This is a genomic window from Roseobacter sp. MED193, assembly GCF_000152965.1.
In the GTDB taxonomy this organism is placed as follows: Bacteria; Pseudomonadota; Alphaproteobacteria; order Rhodobacterales; family Rhodobacteraceae; genus Pseudophaeobacter.
This window is the reverse complement of record NZ_CH902583.1, coordinates 3,722,891-3,741,841: the sequence shown is the minus strand read 5'-3', so window position 1 is coordinate 3,741,841 and position 18,951 is coordinate 3,722,891. Positions and strand designations below refer to the sequence as shown.

The following is an 18,951-nucleotide window of genomic DNA, read 5'->3' as shown; positions in this document are numbered from 1 at the left end:
CTTGGGCCCCGTCCCCGGTCGGCAATCTCTGCCTTTCTCAGCCCTGATGGATCAAAGAAGAGAACAAACGTGGGTCCAGGCTCTTGTTGGCAAAAAGTGGCCCTTGAGTCAGAATGCTGATGGCATCATGGCTATGCAGGCTTTCCTGATGGCTGGCAACAACACGAAAATCTTTGATTCGGGCGTCATTCTGCAAGGCTTCACAGAACAGCCGTGCTGCATCTTCGACAAAAATCGGATTGGCAGCGTTCAGCTCCGCAAAGGCCTGTTCATCCTCACGCTTGACCATCACCTGTGTCTCTGTCGGCACGGCCCTGCGGCAGTGCTCAATCAGATCTTCAAACCACAGGCATTCGCCATCGGGGTCGACCGAAACCGAAAGCCGCGCAACGGATCGCTGCGAATGCGGCGTGGCCAGTTGCCCCCGTGCTTTGCGGGCATGTTCGCTCAGCTCTAGCGAACATGGGCAGGTCGACGAATAAACATAGTCCAGATGAATCACCTTGTGGCGCTGCCCCTCGGATTGAACCAACTCCAGCGCGATGTCGTAGTACTGATAGCCAGACAGACCAGAACGCAGGCTTTCAATCCGCACCGGAAACGAAAACCGCATCTGCAATCGCGCATCCATGCTCTCCAGATCGGTGAGGTAGTCACTCAATGCAGATTCCATTACCTCGAAACTAAAGGTTTTTTCAGCGTGTTTATAAAAGGAGCGCATAATCCGGGACATGTTGATGCCCTTTTTGTCCGCCTCTAGGCTGACTGAACCGGTGATACTGGTCTCTAAGGTCTGGTCATGCCCGTCACGGCTGTGAAACCGGATTGGCAGCCGAAAGTTAGAAATGCCCACGTGCTGGATCTGCTCTTTGGCACCGCGAATAAGACTTGCAGGCCCGTTCTGAAGATCTGGCAGCGTAGCCCGGTAGGCCGCATCAGACACAAATTCCTCTGGGTAATCGCGCGATAGCTCCGGGTAGTTGCCCAGCTCGCGACCAGGCAACAGACGTGCAATTGCTGGGTCCAGTTGCGCCACCTCACTGGGGTCGGCGGCTTCGGCCCATTGCCGCAGCAGCGCCAGTGCCGTTTCGGCGGCATGACGATCGGGAGCCTCGGACAGATCACGCGTTTGGATATTCATAGCAAAATGCACTCCGTTGGCGCCGCCCAGTGAGGGCTGCGTTTTACTGTTTAGACCTATACGGCCCAAAACTCAAAACGGATCAGTCAAATACGTCAGATTCCCCCCCGGATCGGACTTACGCCTCAAATCCGGGGCAAGAGCCCAGGACCGGCTTAGCCCTGGGAGGCAGCCAAAGCCTGTTCCAGATCCGCAATCAGGTCATCGCTGTCTTCCAAACCAACCGAGAACCGAACCAGACCGGGGGTGATCCCCAGGGCAGCCTTCTGCTCATCGGGCAGACGCTGGTGGGTCGTGGTTGCCGGGTGTGTGGCGATGGATTTGGCATCACCAAGATTATTGGAGATCACCGGAATGGTCAGCGCATTGAGGAAGCGGAAAGCCGCCTGCTTGCCGCCCTTGAGATCCAGCGACAGCACAGTTCCGCCTGCGCCCCCCAGCTGGCTTTGCACCAGCGCATTTTGGGCATGGGTTTCAAGACCTGGATAGATTGTGCGGTTCAGCGCGGCGTGGCCATCGAAAGCCTGCGCAATTAACAATGCGCTCTGCGCTTGTGCTTTGACCCGTAGGTCAATCGTCTCCAGTCCCTTGAGCAGGGTCCAGGCGCTAAACGGGCTGAGCGAGCCGCCAGTGTGTTTCATGTAGGGTTCAAGGGTACCACGGATAAAGTCCTTACTGCCCAGAACCACGCCCCCGAGCACCCGGCCCTGACCATCAATGTGTTTGGTCGCTGAGTAGACCACAACATCAGCGCCCTGCGCGATCGCCTTGGAAAATACCGGGGTGGAGAAAACATTATCGACCACAACCATAGCACCGACCGAATGGGCGATGGCGGCAACCGCCGTGATATCGATAACTTCCAGCGTCGGGTTCGACATGCTTTCAAAGAACACCGCCTTTGTATCCGGCCGTACCGCCGCGCGCCACTGATCCAGATCGGTGCCATCGACAAAAGTCACTTCTACCCCGTAACGGGTAAGAATATTTTCCAGGATATAGAGACAAGACCCAAACAGCGCCTTGGCTGACACCACGTGATCGCCCGCCTTGAGCAGTGAGGTCAGCGCGCCGCTGACAGCCGCCATGCCAGAAGCCGTGGCAAAGGCGTCTTCGGCCCCTTCCAATAGTGCGATACGCTCTTCGAACATCGCCACAGTGGGATTGCCGTAGCGCGCATAAATAAACTCATCCGGACCGGTCTCAAGGAACCTGGCCTCGGCCTGTTCGGCGCTGTCGTAAACAAACCCCTGGGTGAGGAAAATCGCTTCGCTCACCTCATTATACTGGCTGCGGCGTGTACCCCCATGCACCAGCTTTGTGCGGTTGTTCCAGTTCTCACTCATCTCATGTCCTCCGCGCTCATCGCGCAACAAAAAACCCCCGTTCGGCCAAGCGAAAGGGGGTCCTTCACATCCTGACCTCTTTAGCGGATATTTAACGTGGCCCGCAATCCGGTTACAAATCGCCACGGTGTTGATGCGCATTCCGATACGCCGGTTAGAACGCTCAGTCAAGAGTTTCGGGCGCCATTCGCTGGCAATCACTGGCCTGTGATCAATCACGTTTCATCGCAGGCTTGTTTGACCTTGGCCCCCATGCTGTTATCGCGCAAAGGGTGTTTCCCACAGGTTTTACAAAGGGGCGATCATGCAAGATCCCATCGCGCTATATTACTGGCCGACGCCAAACGGTTGGAAAATCTCAATCGCGCTTGAGGAAATGGCCCTGCCCTATGAGGTCAATCTGATTGACATTTCCGCGGGGGATCAGTTTGCCCCGGATTTCCTGAAGATTGCCCCCAACAACCGTATGCCTGCGATTGTCGATCCAGATGGCCCGGGTGGCACGGCTGTCTCTCTGTTTGAGAGCGGCGCGATTTTACAATATCTGGCGCGCAAGACGGGGCAATTCTATGGCGAAACCGAGCGCCAGCGGCTGGTGGTGGATCAATGGTTGATGTGGCAGATGGGCGGGCTGGGGCCGATGGCCGGTCAGGCGCATCATTTCCTGAAATATGCCCCCGATCCTATTCCCTATGCCAAGGATCGCTACCGTGCCGAAGTGGCGCGGCTTTACGGGGTTTTAGACCGGCAACTGGCAAAGAACGAATATGTGGCGGGCGACAGAATGACCATTGCAGATATGGCGATCTGGCCCTGGGCTTCGCTCTGGGAGGGGCAAGAACAGTCCCTGGAGGACAAACCTCATATGGCGCGCTGGCTGGACCTTCTCTGGGAGCGTCCCGGTGTGCTCGCAGGACGCAGCCTGGAAGCCTCGCGGCGCGGCGACCGTTCAGACAGCCGCGCGCAACAGGTCATTTTTGGCAACCACGCATCCCGGGAGTAGCCCGACCTGCCTTGGGTTTTTCAAAGGCTGATTATGCCTCATCCTCGTCCGGCAGGCCGTGTTCCTGGAACACTTTCCCCTGGAACATGAAAAAGGCAAACATCGCCACCGGCAGGCCAAAGGTTTTGAAATAGACCCATGTATCGGTGGTCGTCAGGCGCCAGATCAGCTCGTTAGCCAGGGCAAGACCCAGGAAAAACAGACAGATGCGCCGCGTGAGAATCATCCAACCCTCATGCTCCAGCGGCATCAGCTCTTCCATAACCAGTTTCAGATAGCTTTGCCCGCGCAGCAAACCAACCCCCAACGCCCCACCAAAGAGCAGATAGATCAAGGTTGGTTTCATCTTGAAGAACCGCTCATCATTGAGCCAGACCGACAGCCCGCCCATAAAGACGACCAGGATCAGCGTCGCCACCTGCATTTTTGACAGATGACCGGTGAGTTTCCACAGCGCCAGTGTGGACAGTATCATCAGCGGGATGAAGGCTGCCGTCACGACGATAAAGCCTTTGTAATCCTGCCCAGCTATGACAAACACCTCTTCGCGCAGCTTGATGTAGCCGATAAAAAACAGGACGACAGGGCCAAGCTCCAACACCATTTTGAGGGTTGGGTTGATCTTCTTGGATGCACTTGTGGCGCGCGTCATGGGATCTCCTGTAGGTCATTATGGCACTGGGTGCGCGAGATGCGGATCAGCCGCCCATCTCCACTATCACGGCGCCCAGCGCGATCAAAGCCATCAAGGCAACCCGGCGGGGACCAACGGTTTCTTTCAGCACCAGCCAGCCGATGAGCGCGGCAAACACGGTGGAGGTTTCGCGCAGAACGGCGGCCTCACCCACCTTATCGAGCCGGGTTGCAAGCATCACCGCACCAAAGGAGGCAAAAGCGACAAGTCCGCCAAAAATGCCCTTGATTGCCAGCGGCGCCAGATCGGGTTTCTTTGCCATGCGGCGCCAGCGCAGATAGGCATAGGGCGGCATTGCCAGGCCGTCGATCATGAAAAACCAGGCCAGAAAGGTAAAGGGATCTGCGGTGGCGCGAATGCCGTAGGCATCATAGGTGGTGTAAAGCGCCACAAACAGCCCAGTGACAAGCGCCAGGAACATCGCCAGTCCCAGGGTTTCACGATGAGTTTCCAGATAGCGGTAATTATAGGCCGCAAGACCAAAGATGCCCAAAAGCAAGACCCCGACGCCGGCCCATTGCACCAAAGTGAAGACCTCGCCAAACAGATAGTAGGAGCCAATCACCGTAAACAGCGGCCCAGTGCCACGCACCACCGGGTAGACCACGGTATAGCTGCCCTTGGTATAGGCCAGTGCCTGCAGAACTTTGTAGGCCACATGAATCACCCAGACGACGGCAAAGATCGCCCACATATGTGGCTCGGGCCAGGGCACCACAAAGAGCGCAAAGGGGGCCGCCATCAGCCCATAAGAGGCATCAATGGCGCCGCGCGACAGCCAGGGATCATGCTTGCCCTTTTGCAGCGCGCCAAAGACCGCATGAAGGAAAGCCGCCATCAGGGCCAGGAACAAAGCGGCCTGATGGCCGGCTTCTGTGCCTTCGAGAGAAATCAGCCAATCGCTCATCAGGGTTGCTCGATTCGATTATGAGTACAGGGCATTGGGGATTTTCCACCCCCAAACCCCCGTAGGATATTTTTGGCCAAATGAAAGCGAGGCGGCAGCCCAATCAAGATTGGTCGAGCCCTGTGAGAGCGGCGGCAAATTCTTCTGGATCGAAAGGCGCCAGATCGTCGATCTGTTCACCGACGCCGATGGCGTGAATGGGCAGGGCAAATTTATCCGCCAGCGCCACCAGAACGCCTCCCTTTGCTGTGCCATCCAGTTTGGTCATCACTAGACCTGAAACATCCGCGAGTTTCTGGAATGTCTCAACCTGGCTGAGTGCGTTCTGGCCGGTGGTGGCATCTAGCACCAGCAGAGTGTTGTGCGGCGCGGTTTCGTCCTTTTTACGAATGACACGGATGATCTTGGAGAGTTCCTCCATCAGATCCGCCCGGTTCTGCAGGCGACCTGCCGTATCGATCATCAACAGATCTGCGCCCTCTTCCTGGGCGCGGGTCATGGCGTCATAGGCGAGGCTGGCAGGATCAGAGCCTTCCGGTGCGGTCAGCACCGGCACCCCAGCACGGTCCCCCCAAACCTGCAGTTGTTCAACAGCAGCAGCGCGAAAAGTGTCCCCAGCGGCGATCACCACATTTTTTCCGGCGGCCTTGAACTGGCTGGCAAGTTTGCCAATCGTCGTGGTCTTACCGGAACCATTCACTCCGACCACCAGAACCACCTGCGGGCGATGGGCATAGAGTGGCATTGGCTTGGCAACATGCTCCATGACCCGAGCCACCTCAGCTGCCAGCAATTCCTTGATCTCGCGCGCAGAGAGTTTCTTTCCCAAGCGGCCTTCGGCCATATTGGCGGTCACACGCAGGGCAGTATCCACCCCCATATCGGCAGCAATCAGCAGCTCCTCCAGCTGCTCCAGCATATCGTCATCCAAGGTACGACGCTGCTCGGCTGTGCCACCGCGCCCGACCAGGCGCCCCAGAAGACCCGACGGTTGTGCTGCCTCAGATGCTGGTGCTGTTTGCGTTGCACTAGGAGGCGCGTCAATAACCCGCGTCTCAACAGCAGCAGCCTGCTCAGTACCCCCGCCCTCGTCTACAATTGCCTCCAGCCCTTCGTCCAGTTTCGACGAGGATTTGAACAAGCGCTCCTTGAGCTTTGAGAAAAACGCCATCAGGGCCTCCGCAACAGGGTTTCCCCTTCACCTAATGCGGATTGCCCCCGGTTGCAAAGCGGATGAAGTGCGCCAATCAGGAAAAAGACAGATAAAACCCAGCCTGCGCCCCCCAATAGAGCGGCCAGACCAAATATGGCGTGTAGCGACGCATGGGGTGCTCTTTTTCAATAACAAAGGTTTCAAAGGCAAGGATCACATCTGAGGCGATAAAGGCCAATGCCGCAGGCAGTACCCAGATCAGCGCCGAGCTGTTCAGGCTCAAGGCCGCGCCCCCCATGGCAAGAATGATCGGTATATAGAGCAAAACGGGGACCTTCAGATCCCCAGCGCGCGGAGCGAGAATGCCCTCCATCACCAGCCCCAACACAACAAAGGCACAGGCCAGCGCGAGGCCCGGCATGTTCCAGATCTGGCTCAAATCACTGCTGGGATGCCCTAGAAACAGAACCACATAGGCCAAATGCCCAAGGGCAAAGGCACCCACTCCGCCCATAAAGGCCCGTTCCCCATCCAAGGAAAGTAAAAAATCCCCCAGGGCGCAAAGAGCAAGCCCCAGCATCAGCCACATCGGCGCCCCAAGCATCAGCGCGGCAAGAGCAAGAACGGCTACAGATGCCGTCTTGAGCAGACTGCGCAGCAGGCTGGGCGGGCGGGCGGTAAATCCTAGGTAGGCCAGGGCCGCAAGAAAAGCCGCTGTTTCCAAGATGCCGATGCCAGTCATCTGCCATTCCCCCCTCTGAGCGCCATCATAGGCTTGGTGTTCACCCATGCTTGCCCCGCTTGGCACTGCGGGTCAAAGGTGACCCTAGGTGAAGCAAGGGAAACGCGCCGGGGCACAGCCAGGCTACAGCTCTGGCCTCCTATAAGCCAAAGGGGTTTGCCTGTTAGCGCAGCTCTGTCACAGTCCTATCCATGCGACTGTTGTTGATTCTCTTGGCCTTCCTAACGTCCCTTCCGCAAACAGGCCGGGCGATAGAACCTATGGGGGCCGAAGAATTCGACCGCTACACCCAAGGAAAAACGCTCTTTTACGGCTTTGACGGCACCGCCTACGGGGTGGAACGCTACTTACCAGGGCGTCGTGTTATCTGGTCTTTTCTGGACGGGCGTTGCCAAGAAGGCATCTGGTATGAGGAAGCCGGACAAATCTGTTTCGTCTATGAGGACAACAGCCAGCCACAATGCTGGAGCTTTATGCTCACCCCAGAGGGCTTGAACGCCCGCTTCCAGAATGACCCGCAAGCCACCGAACTTTATGAATCCGGTGATGTCGACGATGAAATGATCTGCCTGGGGCCAGAGGTCGGAGTTTAAGTCTGCAAGGATCTATGCCCCAACGGGTTATTTTACCGCTTCATTGGCTTCCACATCCAGGTTGCCATCAGCAAATTCGATTGTCAGAGAGGGTGCAGCTGCGGCCCGAGCTTGAGTGGTGATCACCTCTGCGCCGCTCCGCACCACCGCATAGCCGCGCAAAAGTGTTGCCTTGTAGCTGAGGATCTCAAGCTGGCGACCAGCCGCCTCTAGCTGGTGGCTCTGCCGGGCCATTCGCACGCCCTGTGCGGCGACCATACGGGCTGTCAGTTTTTCCAGATCCGCTTTTTGCCGGCTGATTTCCCGCGCAATCGGATAAGGAGAAAGCTTGGCAATGGCCGTTTCGAACTGCCCACGACGGCGTTGCACAAGGTTTCTCAGGGCGGCGGGCCGCAATCCGGCAGAGGCCCTGCTCAGATTGACATGTCGCTGCTGCACTGCAGACATCAGCGCCCGCGGCAGGTTGTAGCCAGCCTGATCCAGACGCTGGCGCGGGCTTTCCAACAGGCTCTCAGCGCGCGGCATGGCGCGGGACAGATCGTTGAGCCGCTGGCGGCGTTGCTGCACCGCCTGGCCAGTCCCGCGCAGCAACCGCGCCCCCTGGTCCTCAATCCAAGCCATAAGTTCCAACCGCACAGGCACTGCCAGTTCCGCCGCCGCGGTCGGGGTCGGAGCGCGACGGTCAGAGACAAAGTCTATCAGTGTCGTATCGGTCTCGTGGCCCACCGCCGAGATCAGCGGAATATCAGAGGCCGCAGCGGCGCGCGCCACCACCTCTTCATTAAAACCCCACAGATCCTCGATTGCCCCGCCACCGCGGGCAACAATAATAAGATCCGGGCGCGGCAGCGCGCCGCCTGGGGTCATTTTGTTAAAGCCCTCAATGGCATGGGCAACCTCGGGCGCACAATTGGCCCCCTGCACCGCCACTGGCCAGACCAGAACTTTGCGTGGGAAACGTTCCCGCAGGCGGTGCAAGATATCGCGGATCACCGCACCTGAAGGAGAGGTCACAACCCCAATGATTTGCGGCAGATAGGGCAGCGGTTTCTTGCGCTCTGGCGCAAACAACCCCTCAAGTTCGAGCTGTTTCTTGCGCTTTTCCAGCAAGGCCATCAGGGCGCCCTGCCCTGCTACGGCCACCTCGTCGACATTCATGTTGTATTTCGACTGCGCTCCAAAGGCTGTAAGCCGCCCGGTGACAACTACTTCCAAGCCTTCTTCTGGCACCACTGAAAGGCTCGAGATCTGCCCCTTCCAGGTAGTGCAGGCCAGCACCGAGCGATCATCCTTGATATCGTAATACAAATGGCCGGAACGTGCCTTGAACACCCGCCCCACTTCGCCTCTCACGCGAATGCGGCCAAACGTGCCCTCCAACGTGCGTTTTACCTCACCGGATAGTTCCGAAACGCTGAATTCAGGCGCGTTCTGGCCAGGCTGGGGATCATCAAAAAGGTCGGACAAGGGCGTGTGCCTCCAGCGATATCTTGCATGTTCTTATTGTTTTGCGCGGCAGATCTTAATGCTACGGCACGGTGAGGCCAATACTCGAAAACCTCAATCCCCGCCGCAGCTACTGCAACTTGACCCGTCGATTTCGTGCTCAGCTCCCACACCGAATACTCTGATAAATGGCAGCTCCACCCAGAAGGTCAGAACAAAAACGCTCCCCAGCGCAGCGGCGCTATAAATCGCCATCGGTTCCTTGGCAATCAAACCAATCAGCCCCACCAGCAAAGCGAACGCTAAGAAAATGGTATCCGGAGCCTTGCGCGCAGAAGTGGGCCAGTGATCATAGGGGGGCGAGAAGCCAAATTCTTTTCGGTACAACGCCAGAGTAACCGCGTAATCAGGATGCTCATAAAACGCACCCTGACCTGGGGTATGATGCAGCCTGCGCCCGAGGGTCTCACCACAAAAGCGCTCCCAATAGTCCCGCGTAAGCGTCAGGTGCAGGTGCCAAACCTTATCTACCCGAGAAGAGGGAACAAGTGGCTGATCCGCAACCTGGGTTAGATATGCAAAGCGCCGGTACTCATCAATGGCATCTTCAGCCAGGCTCCGCGTGAATTTTGTGTCGCGTCGCAAGAGGTCGACAAAGGTCAATCCACCGTCAACTGTAGGAAAGTCATATCGGGAAATCCGCTCCCACAGATCGGGTCTGCTCAAATGCGACATCTCTAAATGCGTCCCTTGCCTGTTTCCGCTTCAACTACTAGACCTCCCACAAAGCTTAGCAAGTGGAGAGCGACTTGAATATCCTTATCCTCGGCAGCGGCGGGCGTGAACATGCCTTGGCTTGGGCTGTGATGCAGAACCCAAAATGTGACAAGTTGATCGTAGCCCCAGGCAATGCTGGCATCGCTCAGATCGCTGAATGCGCGGACCTCGACATCATGGACGGGGCTGCGGTCACCATTTTTGTCGAAGAAAACGCCATTGGTTTTGTTATCATTGGCCCCGAAGCCCCCCTGGCCGCAGGCGTGGCGGACCGGCTGCGCGAAGCAGGCGTTCTGGTCTTTGGCCCCTCAGAAGCTGCGGCGCGTCTTGAAGCCTCCAAGAGCTTTACCAAGGAGGTCTGCGATGCGGCACAGGCCCCAACTGCAGGCTATGGCCACTTCACCGACGCCGAGGCGGCCAAGGCCCATATTCGCCAGCACGGCGCGCCGACCGTGGTCAAAGCCGATGGCCTAGCTGCAGGCAAGGGCGTGATCATCGCTATGACCGAAGAAGAAGCCCTGGCGGCGATTGACGATATGTTTGGAGGCGCCTTTGGTGGTGCCGGCGCCGAAGTGGTGATCGAGGAATTCATGGAGGGCGAAGAGGCGTCCTTGTTTGTGCTGGTCGATGGCGAAGATGTCCTATCGATTGGTTCGGCGCAGGACCACAAGCGCGTGGGCGAAGGCGACACAGGGCCAAATACCGGCGGTATGGGGGCCTATTCTCCAGCGCCGGTGCTGACTGCAGAAATCGAGGCAAAGGCGATGGAGGAAATCGTCAAACCAACCATGAAAGTGATGGTAGAACGCGGCATGCCCTATCAGGGTGTGCTCTATGCTGGGTTGATGATCAAGGACGGGCAGCCTCGTCTGGTGGAATACAATGTCCGCTTTGGTGATCCAGAATGTCAGGTGCTGATGATGCGTCTGGGCGCACAGGCACTGGACTTGATGCAGGCCTCTGCCGAAGGTCGCTTGGCCGAAGCGCAGGCAAATTGGGGGGATGACCACGCCATCACCGTTGTCATGGCCGCAAAAGGCTATCCTGGGTCTTATGAAAAAGGCACGGTGATCAGGGGCCTCGACGCTCTGCAGGAAGACAGTTCCAACATGGTTTTTCACGCGGGTACAGCTACCAAGGATGGTAAAACCCTTGCAACTGGCGGACGCGTTCTGAATGTCACAGCACGGGGCAGCAATCTGAAGGAAGCACGCGACCGGGCCTATTCCATGGCAGAGCAGATCGATTGGCCCCAGGGCTTCCTAAGACACGACATCGGTTGGCGGGCGTTAGATTGAACTAACCCCTGAACGCGTGTCAGGGGCTTTGCCCCCAACGCCTCCGGCGTTTCCCCGGGGATATTTTTAGCCAAATGAAGAAGCTATGGAGCCCCAGGGTATTCATTTGGCCTGAAGCATCCTGGGGGTAAGCGCCTAGAGCGAGGGGGCAAAGTCTTCTATGACGCGTAAATGTGGGATCTCGCTGCCTTTGGCAAAGCGAGACCCTACTTGCGACAATACAGTGTTCTTTCCAGAATTTTGCGAGCAGGGCTGACATGATCATTCGAGAAAAGACCGGTGTATTTGAGTTACTCTTTGCCACCAAGGGATCAGTGTTGCCGCGTATTCTGCCACGCATCATCACTGTTTCACTTTTATCATTTCTCCTCGTCTGGATTGATATCTTCGTTGCCTCCTTGCCCCATCTGGAAGCAGCACCTTTCGCGGTATTTGGTATCGCTCTCTCACTGTTTCTCGGCTTTCGAAACAATGCGGCCTATGAGCGCTGGTGGGAGGGGCGCAGGCTTTGGGGACAATTGGTTGCGGATATGCGCGCCCTGGCCCGAGACTGCGCGATGTTTTTGCCCCATGATGCCACTCGCCGCGAGGTGCTGCACCTGGCCTTAGACTTTTTGCACCTGCACAGGGCTAATTTGCGCAGAACTAAAGTCCCTGACGCGTCACAAAACTGGTCTGGAGTGGACTTCACTCCAGAGGCCCATCCGCCCTGTGCGGCCCTCAACGCGGCCAATCTTGCCATTGCCAAGGCCGCACCAGATGGGTTTGCACGCAAGGCCCTGTCAGAACGGTTGAGCTCAATCGCGTTGTCACAGGCCGGTTGTGAGCGTATCGCCACCACACCGCTGCCCTATGTCTATTCACTCCTGGTCTTTCGCACCACATATCTCTATTGTCTGCTGGTCCCCTTTGCCCTGTTGGAGGGCGCAGCCTGGATGACGCCAATCTTTGTTGCGATCATAGCCTATGTGTTTTTTGGTTTGGCAGAGGTCACCGAAGAATTGGCCCAGCCCTTTGGCGAGACAGTCAATGGACTACCCCTGGATGCCATCTGCCGCACCGTAGAGATTTCAATAGCCCCTCATTTGGGCACCCCCCCTCCGTCTGCGCTAGCTCCTCAGGGCTATTACTTGAGCTAACCCCTCCGCGCCACTTTTGCTCGACAACCATCGAACGCGTCAAAACTGTTTTCATGCAGCTCATCCATAGATAAAGTCAGCGCAAGATCTCGGAGGAACGATGGAACAACAGCACAGTCTTGACAGGCTAGACCAGCTTTTCGATGCGCGGGAACTGGCCAGGCTGGCTTTTGACTTTGCACCTATTGGTCTTGTGGTCACAGAGAACCGGGTCCTGCGCGAGTGCAATCAACGCTTTAGCGATATGTTTGGCTATACTCGCAACGAGCTCCTGGATCAGCTTTTTGCATTTCTCTACCCGTCGGAAGAAGAGTTTCAAAACCTACGGACGCGCGGAGACAAAATCCTAGGCCAGGGCAATCCCTATTGGGATGAACGCGTCATGCGGCGCAAAAATGGAGAGCTGTTCTGGGTCAGGGTGCGCGGCCATACCTTTACCCCCGACACTCCGCTTGGGCGCGCAGTCTGGAGCTTTGCCGATCTCTCGACACAGCGCCCGTATCTGCCACTGACCCGGCGCGAGCGCGAAGTTTATTCGCTGCTCGGCGAGGGACAGACCAGCAAGGAAATCGCCCGCACCCTGAACCTCAGCTACCGCACGGTCGAGGTGCATCGCGCGCGTTTGCTTAAAAAGATGGGCGTGAACAATACCGCTAGTCTGTTTTCCTCGCTGGGTGATATTGGCGGTGATCATGTGGTACGCAGTGAAACCCCCTAAAGCGCGGCAACCTCATTGCAGGCAAGTCTCGTGGCAAGACGTTTCTTGAGTTCTTCACCCGAGGCGGGGGAGGTGTGATCATAGGGGAAAGAAGGGGAAAGCATAGCGAGGCTCACGCGTGTTTTGGCAATCAGAGAGTGCCGCCCCCATGGACATGGCTCTGCGCAAAAAGCACGGTGCGGTCGCCGCTTTCGCATCTCTAGATCACTCGCAGGCCAGCGCGGCCTGGAGACTGACCTGGCCAGCGAAGGGACCAATATCACGGCTGGTAATCTCTTCACCAGTGAGCCGCACAGCGATCAACCTTTTCCAGCTCGCATCGACAAGGATCAATTCTGAGATTTCCGCACAACGACGCAGACCCGAGGTAATGAAGTCGTCTCCGATACGGTGGTTGGTAACCCCTGACATAGAAGCGACTTCAGTAAGTGTGCCTGCGTCAAAGCGCCAGATTCTCAAGGTCTTGGCCAGATGTGGCCGATCAACATAGGCAAGCTCAACTCGCCCGTCACCATCCAGATCTCCCGCAGCAACCGGCGCCAGCCAGCGATTGGCGCGACCAATATGAGGTGTCTCGGCAATCTTGCCATGGGCCCCATATAATGCCAGCGCAGCGCCCAAAGCCATGTCTGTCTCAACCACCATCATTGCATTTGGTCGACCATCCAGCGTGAGATCAACCAATCTTGGCTTGAGATCTTCAAAGACATGATCCGTTGGCAGAAGAATATGCGCCTCCGATGCCCCATGGTTACCGGGAAACAGGAATCGTAGCCCAGACCACTCGACGGCATCGCCCAAGACACCGTGGGAGTACTTGCTTGTCGGCGAAACGAATTCAGCTGACAGGATCTCCTCTGTCCAGGTGACAGGGTGTTTTGCGTCCGCCTCGTCTTCATGAGCGCGCACGGACACAGCGCTGACGCTCGCGGCAGCCAACACAAGCCACAGGCTCGCCAGTCGCACCGCGCGGCGCGTTGGACGGAACCACAGGCGCGACATCAGACGCCGCGCCAGGGTCCTCAGTCGCATCAGATCTGCTTTTCTGGCATTTGCACGATTAGACCTTCCAGCGCATCAGTCACTTTGACCTGACAGGTAAGGCGTGAGCGCGCAGGATCGGGCTCAAAGGCAAAATCCAACATGTCTTCTTCCATATCATCCTTGGCCGGAAGTTTCTCAACCCAGTCTGGGTGAATATAGACATGGCAGGTGGAACAGGCACAGGCGCCACCACAATCTGCTTCAATCCCCGGAATATTATTGTCACGGGCACCTTCCATCACGGTGAGGCCATTGGCTACTTCCACAACATGCTCGGTGCCATTGTGCTCGACATAGGTAATCTTTGCCATCTTTTGCTCTTCCCCTTCTCGGTACTTAGCTGAATATGTAGCCAAGCCCCTGCCCCACTACCAGCCAAAATTGTACAGAACGACGATCGCGCCGCACCTGAGCCAAAATGTTCCACATTTACCCCGGAGCCTCCCCTGGTAAACGCCTTAGCGCCGTCATGCCCTGCAAGGCCTAAATCACGCAAAGACCCTGGCTAAGACGCCTCTGGAAATCTGGGCTTTGCGCCTGCTTTGGAACTGGTCTAGTCTGTCAGCAAAGGCTTGCCTATGAAGCAGGCTAACGAGAGATTGAGCTCCAGCAGGTATGACCAAAGCAACCGCCCCTCTTCTTGCCTGCCTGTCGCTTATTGTGGCCTTAGGCATGGGTGCCTGCGTGCCGCAAAATCCGGCAACCGGACTTGCGCCTCCGGCGCCACAGGCACCTCCCGGCGCCCCCCCAGGCACCTGTTGGCATAAAAATACCAGCCCCGCCGTTATTCAAACCGTCACTGATCAGGTTCTCGTCACCCCTGCTGTGCGCGATGATGCAGGTCAAATCCTGCGGCCAGCGGTGTTTCGTACTGTCACGCGTCAAGATATCGTGCAGCCTCGGCAGGAGACCTGGCTGGAAACGCCCTGTCCAGAACAAATGACACCGGAATTCATCGCCTCGTTACAACGTGCCCTCGCCGCCCGCGGGTTCTATCGTGGGACTGCAAGCGGCCAGATAGACCGGGCCACTCGGATCGCCATTCGCCGATATCAAAAGGACGCTGGATTAGACAGTAGCACCCTTTCACTCGACACTGCACGACAGCTGGGCTTGGTCGCCATTGCCCAGTAATGCTCATCAACGGATCTGCGCCGCTTGTTTGTCCAGGCCCCCTCCGGTGAGGATGCAATAATAGGCAGATCTGGTGGGAAAAGATTTGCAGTGCGGATCATGCCCAGGCACTGGGCTGTTCCCAGAGTTCCCCAAGCCGCCCAGCTCTGCTAAGACCTCTTAGACAACGCAGATCCTCCTTTGGGTCTGCTCCCTGCGCTGATCTGGCACAGGAAAGACGGAGACCAGAGACATCATGCCAAATGACCGCCTACCAAAAACCGGTTTTTTGTCCGCCGCCTCGGCGCCTTTGCGCGAAATGCTAGAAAGTCAGGCCAGCGAAGTGCGCCTGTCTAACGGAGAAATTCTGTTCGAGCAGGGCGATACTGGCGATGCCTTTTATGCGATCATCGCCGGGTCCTTGGAATTTTCCATTCTCTCTGCAGCCGGTCGCAAGCTCTCGCTCGACCTGATGCGACCGGGCGCTGTCTTTGGAGAAATCGTACTGTTTGATCCGGGACTGCGCACCGCCACCGTGACCGCCGCCGAGCCGAGCCGCTTGCTGCGCCTGCGGAACCGGGACATTCTTGCACAGATCCGAGAGCATCCTGAATTGGCAGGAGACCTCTTGCGCCTGGCGGGGCAACGGATGCGTTGGATGAATATGCAGCTGAACGAACAGGTCTTCCTGCCCATGCCCGTGCGCCTGGCCCGCAAGCTGCTCTATCTGGCACCTGACAGTGGAAATGGGCGGCTTGCGCTTTCGCAGGCTGAACTGGCAGAATATGTGGGCGCCACGCGCGAAGCCGTCTCCAAGACCCTGTCAAATTGGAAACGCAGCCAATTGATCGAAATCAGCCGGGGTGGGCTACAGATCCTGGACCGCAGTGCACTGGGACTGCTGGCGGAACCGGAATCGATTTAACGCAGGCAATGGTCACAAAATCTGGCATCCTCTGCCTACAGGCATAAAACCGCCGCCCTAGTTGTGATCTTTACGCCATTCATCAGGCGAAGGCGTCTCTGCCTGCCAGATCCCGCGGTGGGCAGCCTGTGCCTGCATCGCTTCCAGATGGTAGTAGCCCTGATCCGCGTCGGGCCATGCCAGCCCCTCTGCCACCAAATGCGCTCCCACGTCCTGCCCATCCGCCTTGCAAGAGGCCAGATAGTGCCCATAGCTGTCGCGCTCATTGCTAAAGCACTCGACGCGTTCGGCATTGCGCAGCATGTCGCGGACCCGATCCTCGGCTTCTGCGGCACATTCCCAATAGCCCCCTTCGGCCGCGTTGCATTGCTGGGCAATCTCGGGAGCATCAATACCAATGAGGCGAATTCTCAGATTGCCCAATGCGAGGAAATCCCCCTCAACAATGCGAAACGCACCACCAGGCACCGTAAGCAGCGGCGTCATCACACCAGCCAGACGCTGGATACTGTGCAACTCCAAAAACACCTTTGCCGAGGCGGAATCGCCTTTTGGCAAATCTGCGGCAAAAACCGTGCTGGCCGCAAACGCAAAGACAGCACTGACAAGGGTTGGTTTTTTCATCATCGGGTGGCCATTCTGGATTTGGATCTAAGGAAACATCTGCGCCAACTTTGCAATCAAACAGGCCAATAATCTGTTAACTCCAGAGGTTTTCTTCTCAGCAAAACCAAATAATCCGCGTAAACACATAAGAAATCGGTAAATAATAACTCATTTTCTCTCCTGTGAACTGGTTCACAGATCCAGCTGTCAAACGCTGTCATATAGGTCGCACGGCAGACATTATCATTCCATCCCGATGACTGCCTGTTCCATAAAAGAGCCATATGCCCGCCAGCGTATGGCTCTTTCCCTTTTTTGCGCAGAGGGGCATTTCCCAAAGTTTGGACAGCAAAAGGGCCGGGAAAACCCCAGCCCTTTGTTTGGGTTCTCGATGTTGAAACCGACTATTTTACCAAGTTCAAGGCAACAAACCGGGGTTCACCGTTGCGGCGGACCAAGAGTAGGAGAGATTTGCGCCCCGCTTCTTTGGCCTCAGAAATCCGGGTCTCCAACTCGCCAATTGTTGCCACCTTCTGCTGACCAGCCTCGGTGATAACGTCGCCCGCCCGCAGGCCTTTTTCCCAGGCCTCTGAAACTTCGTTGACAGAAAGAATAACCAAACCATCGGTCCCCGTCGGCAGGTTCAGCTCGCCGCGAATCTTATCTGTAAGGATACCGATGGACAGTCCAAGCAATTCTTTCTCGGTAACTTTAGGATCTTCCGTCTCACCCTCGGTAGAGCCAGTCGCCTCCCGCTCCGCATCTTCACGGCGGCCAAGGGTTACTTTCAGAGTTTCAGTTTTGCCCTCGCGGTAGACAACCACCCGAACTGTCTTGCCCACTTCGGTATTGCCGACAGTGCGCACCAGGCTGCGCGTGTTTTCGACCTCCTCGCCATCAAAGCTGAGAATCACATCCCCCGCCTGCAGACCTGCATCTTTGGAGGGACCGTCAGGCACATCGGTAACAAGCGCACCTTTGGCATCGTCTAGCCCCATGGCCTCTGCCACGTCATCGCTGACATCCTGGATGCGAACCCCCAACCAGCCACGACGGGTCTCACCAAACTCTTTCAGCTGCAGCACAACCTTGCTCACCACGTTGGAGGCCATGGAAAAGCCGATCCCGATCGAGCCACCATTGGGTGAGAGAATTGCGGTATTCACCCCGACCACATCGCCGTCCATGTTGAACAAGGGACCACCGGAGTTGCCCCGGTTGATGGCGGCATCCGTCTGGATGTAGTCGTCATAGGATCCTGAAAGTTCACGATTTCGGGCAGAAACAATCCCGGCAGAAAGCGAGAAACCCTGCCCAAGCGGATTGCCCATGGCCACAACCCAATCGCCAACACGGGCGGTGTCACTGTCGCCGAAGCTAACAAATTTCAGCGGTGCAGGCGCCTCAACCTTCAGCAGGGCGATATCCGTATTGGGATCGGTGCCGATCACCTTTGCAGGCAACAGCTCTTTAGGTTGACCATCGCCAGGGAAGAATTCGATCTCGATCTCATCCGCATCGGCAATCACATGGTTATTGGTGACGATATAGCCATCTTCCGAGATCACAAAGCCCGATCCAAGCGCTGAAGAGCGCTGCGGGCGATTGCCGTTGTTTCCACCGTTGCGGTCTTGGAATTCACGGAAGAAATCTTCAAAGGGAGACCCCTCTGGCACGATACCCTGAGGGCCAGTGCGGCCCTCGATCACTGTGGTCGTGGTGATATTCACCACCGCCGGGCTGACCTCATCGGCCAGCGGTGCCAGACTTTCCGGACGGGCCTGCGCCGATAGCATCTGGGCCATAAGCATCACCAGACTGAGCACCCCCAGCCAAAGCACGCGCCACATGGTGGCCTGCCCGTTTTGTTCTTTTGAAACTGCAATTGCCTGAGGCTGCACGGAGCTACTCCTTGTCATCACCATTCCTGTCTTTGCCATCTTCTTGTTCTGCCCTCATCCCCAAAACTGACCGTCAAGAGCTGCAAGATACAGACCTGCGCCAATCACAGGATTTATCCCACAGTAGCTTGCTTTCAATGTAGGGGGAGAATTTCCTTTCACAACACCTGTAAGGGCCAATCAATTGGTTGTGAAAAATTTGGGTCATTTTCCGCCCTTCCAAGTGCCCGGCTCGCTGCCAGGATAATAGCACTGTTCAGGCGGAGAACAGCTGATAAAATCGGCTCAGGCGGATAACCGCTTGATAACAAGAGCTTAAAACAAAGCAAACCGCGCCATGTTGGACAATTGAAGAAGGGGCCAACCGCTAGGTCAGCCCCTTCCTTTGATCCATCAGACCTCACA

General features: G+C 56.8%; 19 protein-coding genes and 1 riboswitch. Of the genes, 7 read left to right on the top strand and 12 right to left on the bottom strand.

The genetic code is table 11. The features are described 5' to 3' along the window. Positions 1-37 precede the first annotated feature (37 nt). Both folE2 and metZ read right to left on the bottom strand, forming a co-directional pair. Positions 38-1,141 carry a GTP cyclohydrolase FolE2 gene (gene folE2 / locus MED193_RS20360; RefSeq protein ID WP_009811669.1) on the bottom strand — a complete coding sequence of 368 codons (1,104 nt, stop codon included), beginning with the start codon at positions 1,139-1,141 and terminating at the stop codon, positions 38-40. Between the two features lie 155 nt (positions 1,142-1,296). Beyond that, a complete protein-coding gene (gene metZ, locus MED193_RS20355) occupies positions 1,297-2,487 on the bottom strand; it encodes an O-succinylhomoserine sulfhydrylase (protein WP_009811668.1) in 1,191 nt (396 codons plus the stop codon). Positions 2,488-2,546: 59 nt separating this feature from the next. Beyond that, a riboswitch (SAM riboswitch) is annotated at positions 2,547-2,623 on the bottom strand. Between the two features lie 168 nt (positions 2,624-2,791). On the opposite strand from metZ, the gene MED193_RS20350 reads away from it, so the two are divergent. Beyond that, on the top strand, positions 2,792-3,490 hold the full coding sequence (locus MED193_RS20350) for a glutathione S-transferase family protein (protein ID WP_009811667.1): 699 nt from the start codon (positions 2,792-2,794) through the stop codon (positions 3,488-3,490). Positions 3,491-3,521: 31 nt separating this feature from the next. On the opposite strand, the gene MED193_RS20345 is transcribed toward MED193_RS20350, so the two are convergent. From MED193_RS20345 to MED193_RS20330, 4 genes are all read right to left on the bottom strand, one after another. After that, positions 3,522-4,142: an inner membrane-spanning protein YciB gene (locus MED193_RS20345; protein ID WP_009811666.1), complete on the bottom strand. Its 621-nt coding sequence runs from the start codon at positions 4,140-4,142 to the stop codon at positions 3,522-3,524. 46 nt (positions 4,143-4,188) lie between these two features. Beyond that, a complete protein-coding gene (locus MED193_RS20340) occupies positions 4,189-5,091 on the bottom strand; it encodes a DMT family transporter (RefSeq protein ID WP_009811665.1) in 903 nt (300 codons plus the stop codon). 103 nt (positions 5,092-5,194) lie between these two features. Continuing rightward, positions 5,195-6,262, bottom strand: coding sequence for a signal recognition particle-docking protein FtsY (gene ftsY / locus MED193_RS20335; protein WP_009811664.1), 1,068 nt, complete (start codon positions 6,260-6,262; stop codon positions 5,195-5,197). Positions 6,263-6,338: 76 nt separating this feature from the next. Then, positions 6,339-6,986 carry a lysoplasmalogenase gene (locus MED193_RS20330; RefSeq protein WP_039967119.1) on the bottom strand — a complete coding sequence of 216 codons (648 nt, stop codon included), beginning with the start codon at positions 6,984-6,986 and terminating at the stop codon, positions 6,339-6,341. Positions 6,987-7,177: 191 nt separating this feature from the next. Here MED193_RS20330 and MED193_RS20325 point away from each other — a divergent pair, with 191 nt between their 5' ends. Beyond that, complete coding sequence (locus tag MED193_RS20325; protein WP_039966478.1) at positions 7,178-7,579, top strand: hypothetical protein; 402 nt, start codon at positions 7,178-7,180, stop codon at positions 7,577-7,579. Positions 7,580-7,606: 27 nt separating this feature from the next. Here MED193_RS20325 and xseA read toward each other — a convergent pair whose 3' ends face one another. Next, a complete protein-coding gene (xseA, locus tag MED193_RS20320; protein ID WP_009811661.1) occupies positions 7,607-9,046 on the bottom strand; it encodes an exodeoxyribonuclease VII large subunit in 1,440 nt (479 codons plus the stop codon). A 93-nt stretch (positions 9,047-9,139) separates the two neighbouring features. Continuing rightward, positions 9,140-9,751 carry a hypothetical protein gene (locus MED193_RS20315; RefSeq protein WP_157041434.1) on the bottom strand — a complete coding sequence of 204 codons (612 nt, stop codon included), beginning with the start codon at positions 9,749-9,751 and terminating at the stop codon, positions 9,140-9,142. A gap of 83 nt (positions 9,752-9,834) precedes the next feature. Between MED193_RS20315 and purD the strand changes: the two genes are divergently transcribed. From purD to MED193_RS20300, 3 genes are all read left to right on the top strand, one after another. After that, a complete protein-coding gene (gene purD / locus MED193_RS20310; RefSeq protein ID WP_039966476.1) occupies positions 9,835-11,100 on the top strand; it encodes a phosphoribosylamine--glycine ligase in 1,266 nt (421 codons plus the stop codon). Between the two features lie 257 nt (positions 11,101-11,357). Then, on the top strand, positions 11,358-12,239 hold the full coding sequence (locus tag MED193_RS20305) for a bestrophin family protein (RefSeq protein ID WP_009811658.1): 882 nt from the start codon (positions 11,358-11,360) through the stop codon (positions 12,237-12,239). A gap of 100 nt (positions 12,240-12,339) precedes the next feature. Beyond that, positions 12,340-12,957 carry a LuxR C-terminal-related transcriptional regulator gene (locus MED193_RS20300; RefSeq protein ID WP_009811657.1) on the top strand — a complete coding sequence of 206 codons (618 nt, stop codon included), beginning with the start codon at positions 12,340-12,342 and terminating at the stop codon, positions 12,955-12,957. Positions 12,958-13,161: 204 nt separating this feature from the next. Here MED193_RS20300 and MED193_RS20295 read toward each other — a convergent pair whose 3' ends face one another. Next, on the bottom strand, positions 13,162-13,989 hold the full coding sequence (locus MED193_RS20295; RefSeq protein WP_009811656.1) for a hypothetical protein: 828 nt from the start codon (positions 13,987-13,989) through the stop codon (positions 13,162-13,164). Further along, positions 13,989-14,312, bottom strand: coding sequence for a 2Fe-2S iron-sulfur cluster-binding protein (locus MED193_RS20290; protein WP_009811655.1), 324 nt, complete (start codon positions 14,310-14,312; stop codon positions 13,989-13,991). The genes MED193_RS20295 and MED193_RS20290 overlap by 1 nt, the downstream gene beginning before the upstream one ends. A 304-nt stretch (positions 14,313-14,616) precedes the next feature. Here MED193_RS20290 and MED193_RS20285 point away from each other — a divergent pair, with 304 nt between their 5' ends. Together MED193_RS20285 and MED193_RS20280 are read left to right on the top strand one after the other, a co-directional pair. Next, positions 14,617-15,135, top strand: a complete 519-nt coding sequence (locus tag MED193_RS20285; protein WP_009811654.1) for a peptidoglycan-binding domain-containing protein — start codon at positions 14,617-14,619, stop codon at positions 15,133-15,135. Between the two features lie 235 nt (positions 15,136-15,370). Continuing rightward, a complete protein-coding gene (locus MED193_RS20280) occupies positions 15,371-16,039 on the top strand; it encodes a Crp/Fnr family transcriptional regulator (protein WP_009811653.1) in 669 nt (222 codons plus the stop codon). 57 nt (positions 16,040-16,096) lie between these two features. On the opposite strand, the gene MED193_RS20275 is transcribed toward MED193_RS20280, so the two are convergent. Together MED193_RS20275 and MED193_RS20270 are read right to left on the bottom strand one after the other, a co-directional pair. Beyond that, complete coding sequence (locus tag MED193_RS20275; RefSeq protein WP_198133872.1) at positions 16,097-16,663, bottom strand: thermonuclease family protein; 567 nt, start codon at positions 16,661-16,663, stop codon at positions 16,097-16,099. 386 nt (positions 16,664-17,049) lie between these two features. After that, entirely contained in the window at positions 17,050-18,564 is a 1,515-nt protein-coding gene (locus MED193_RS20270; RefSeq protein ID WP_085978321.1) for a Do family serine endopeptidase, read from the bottom strand. Between the last annotated feature and the right edge of the window lie 387 nt (positions 18,565-18,951).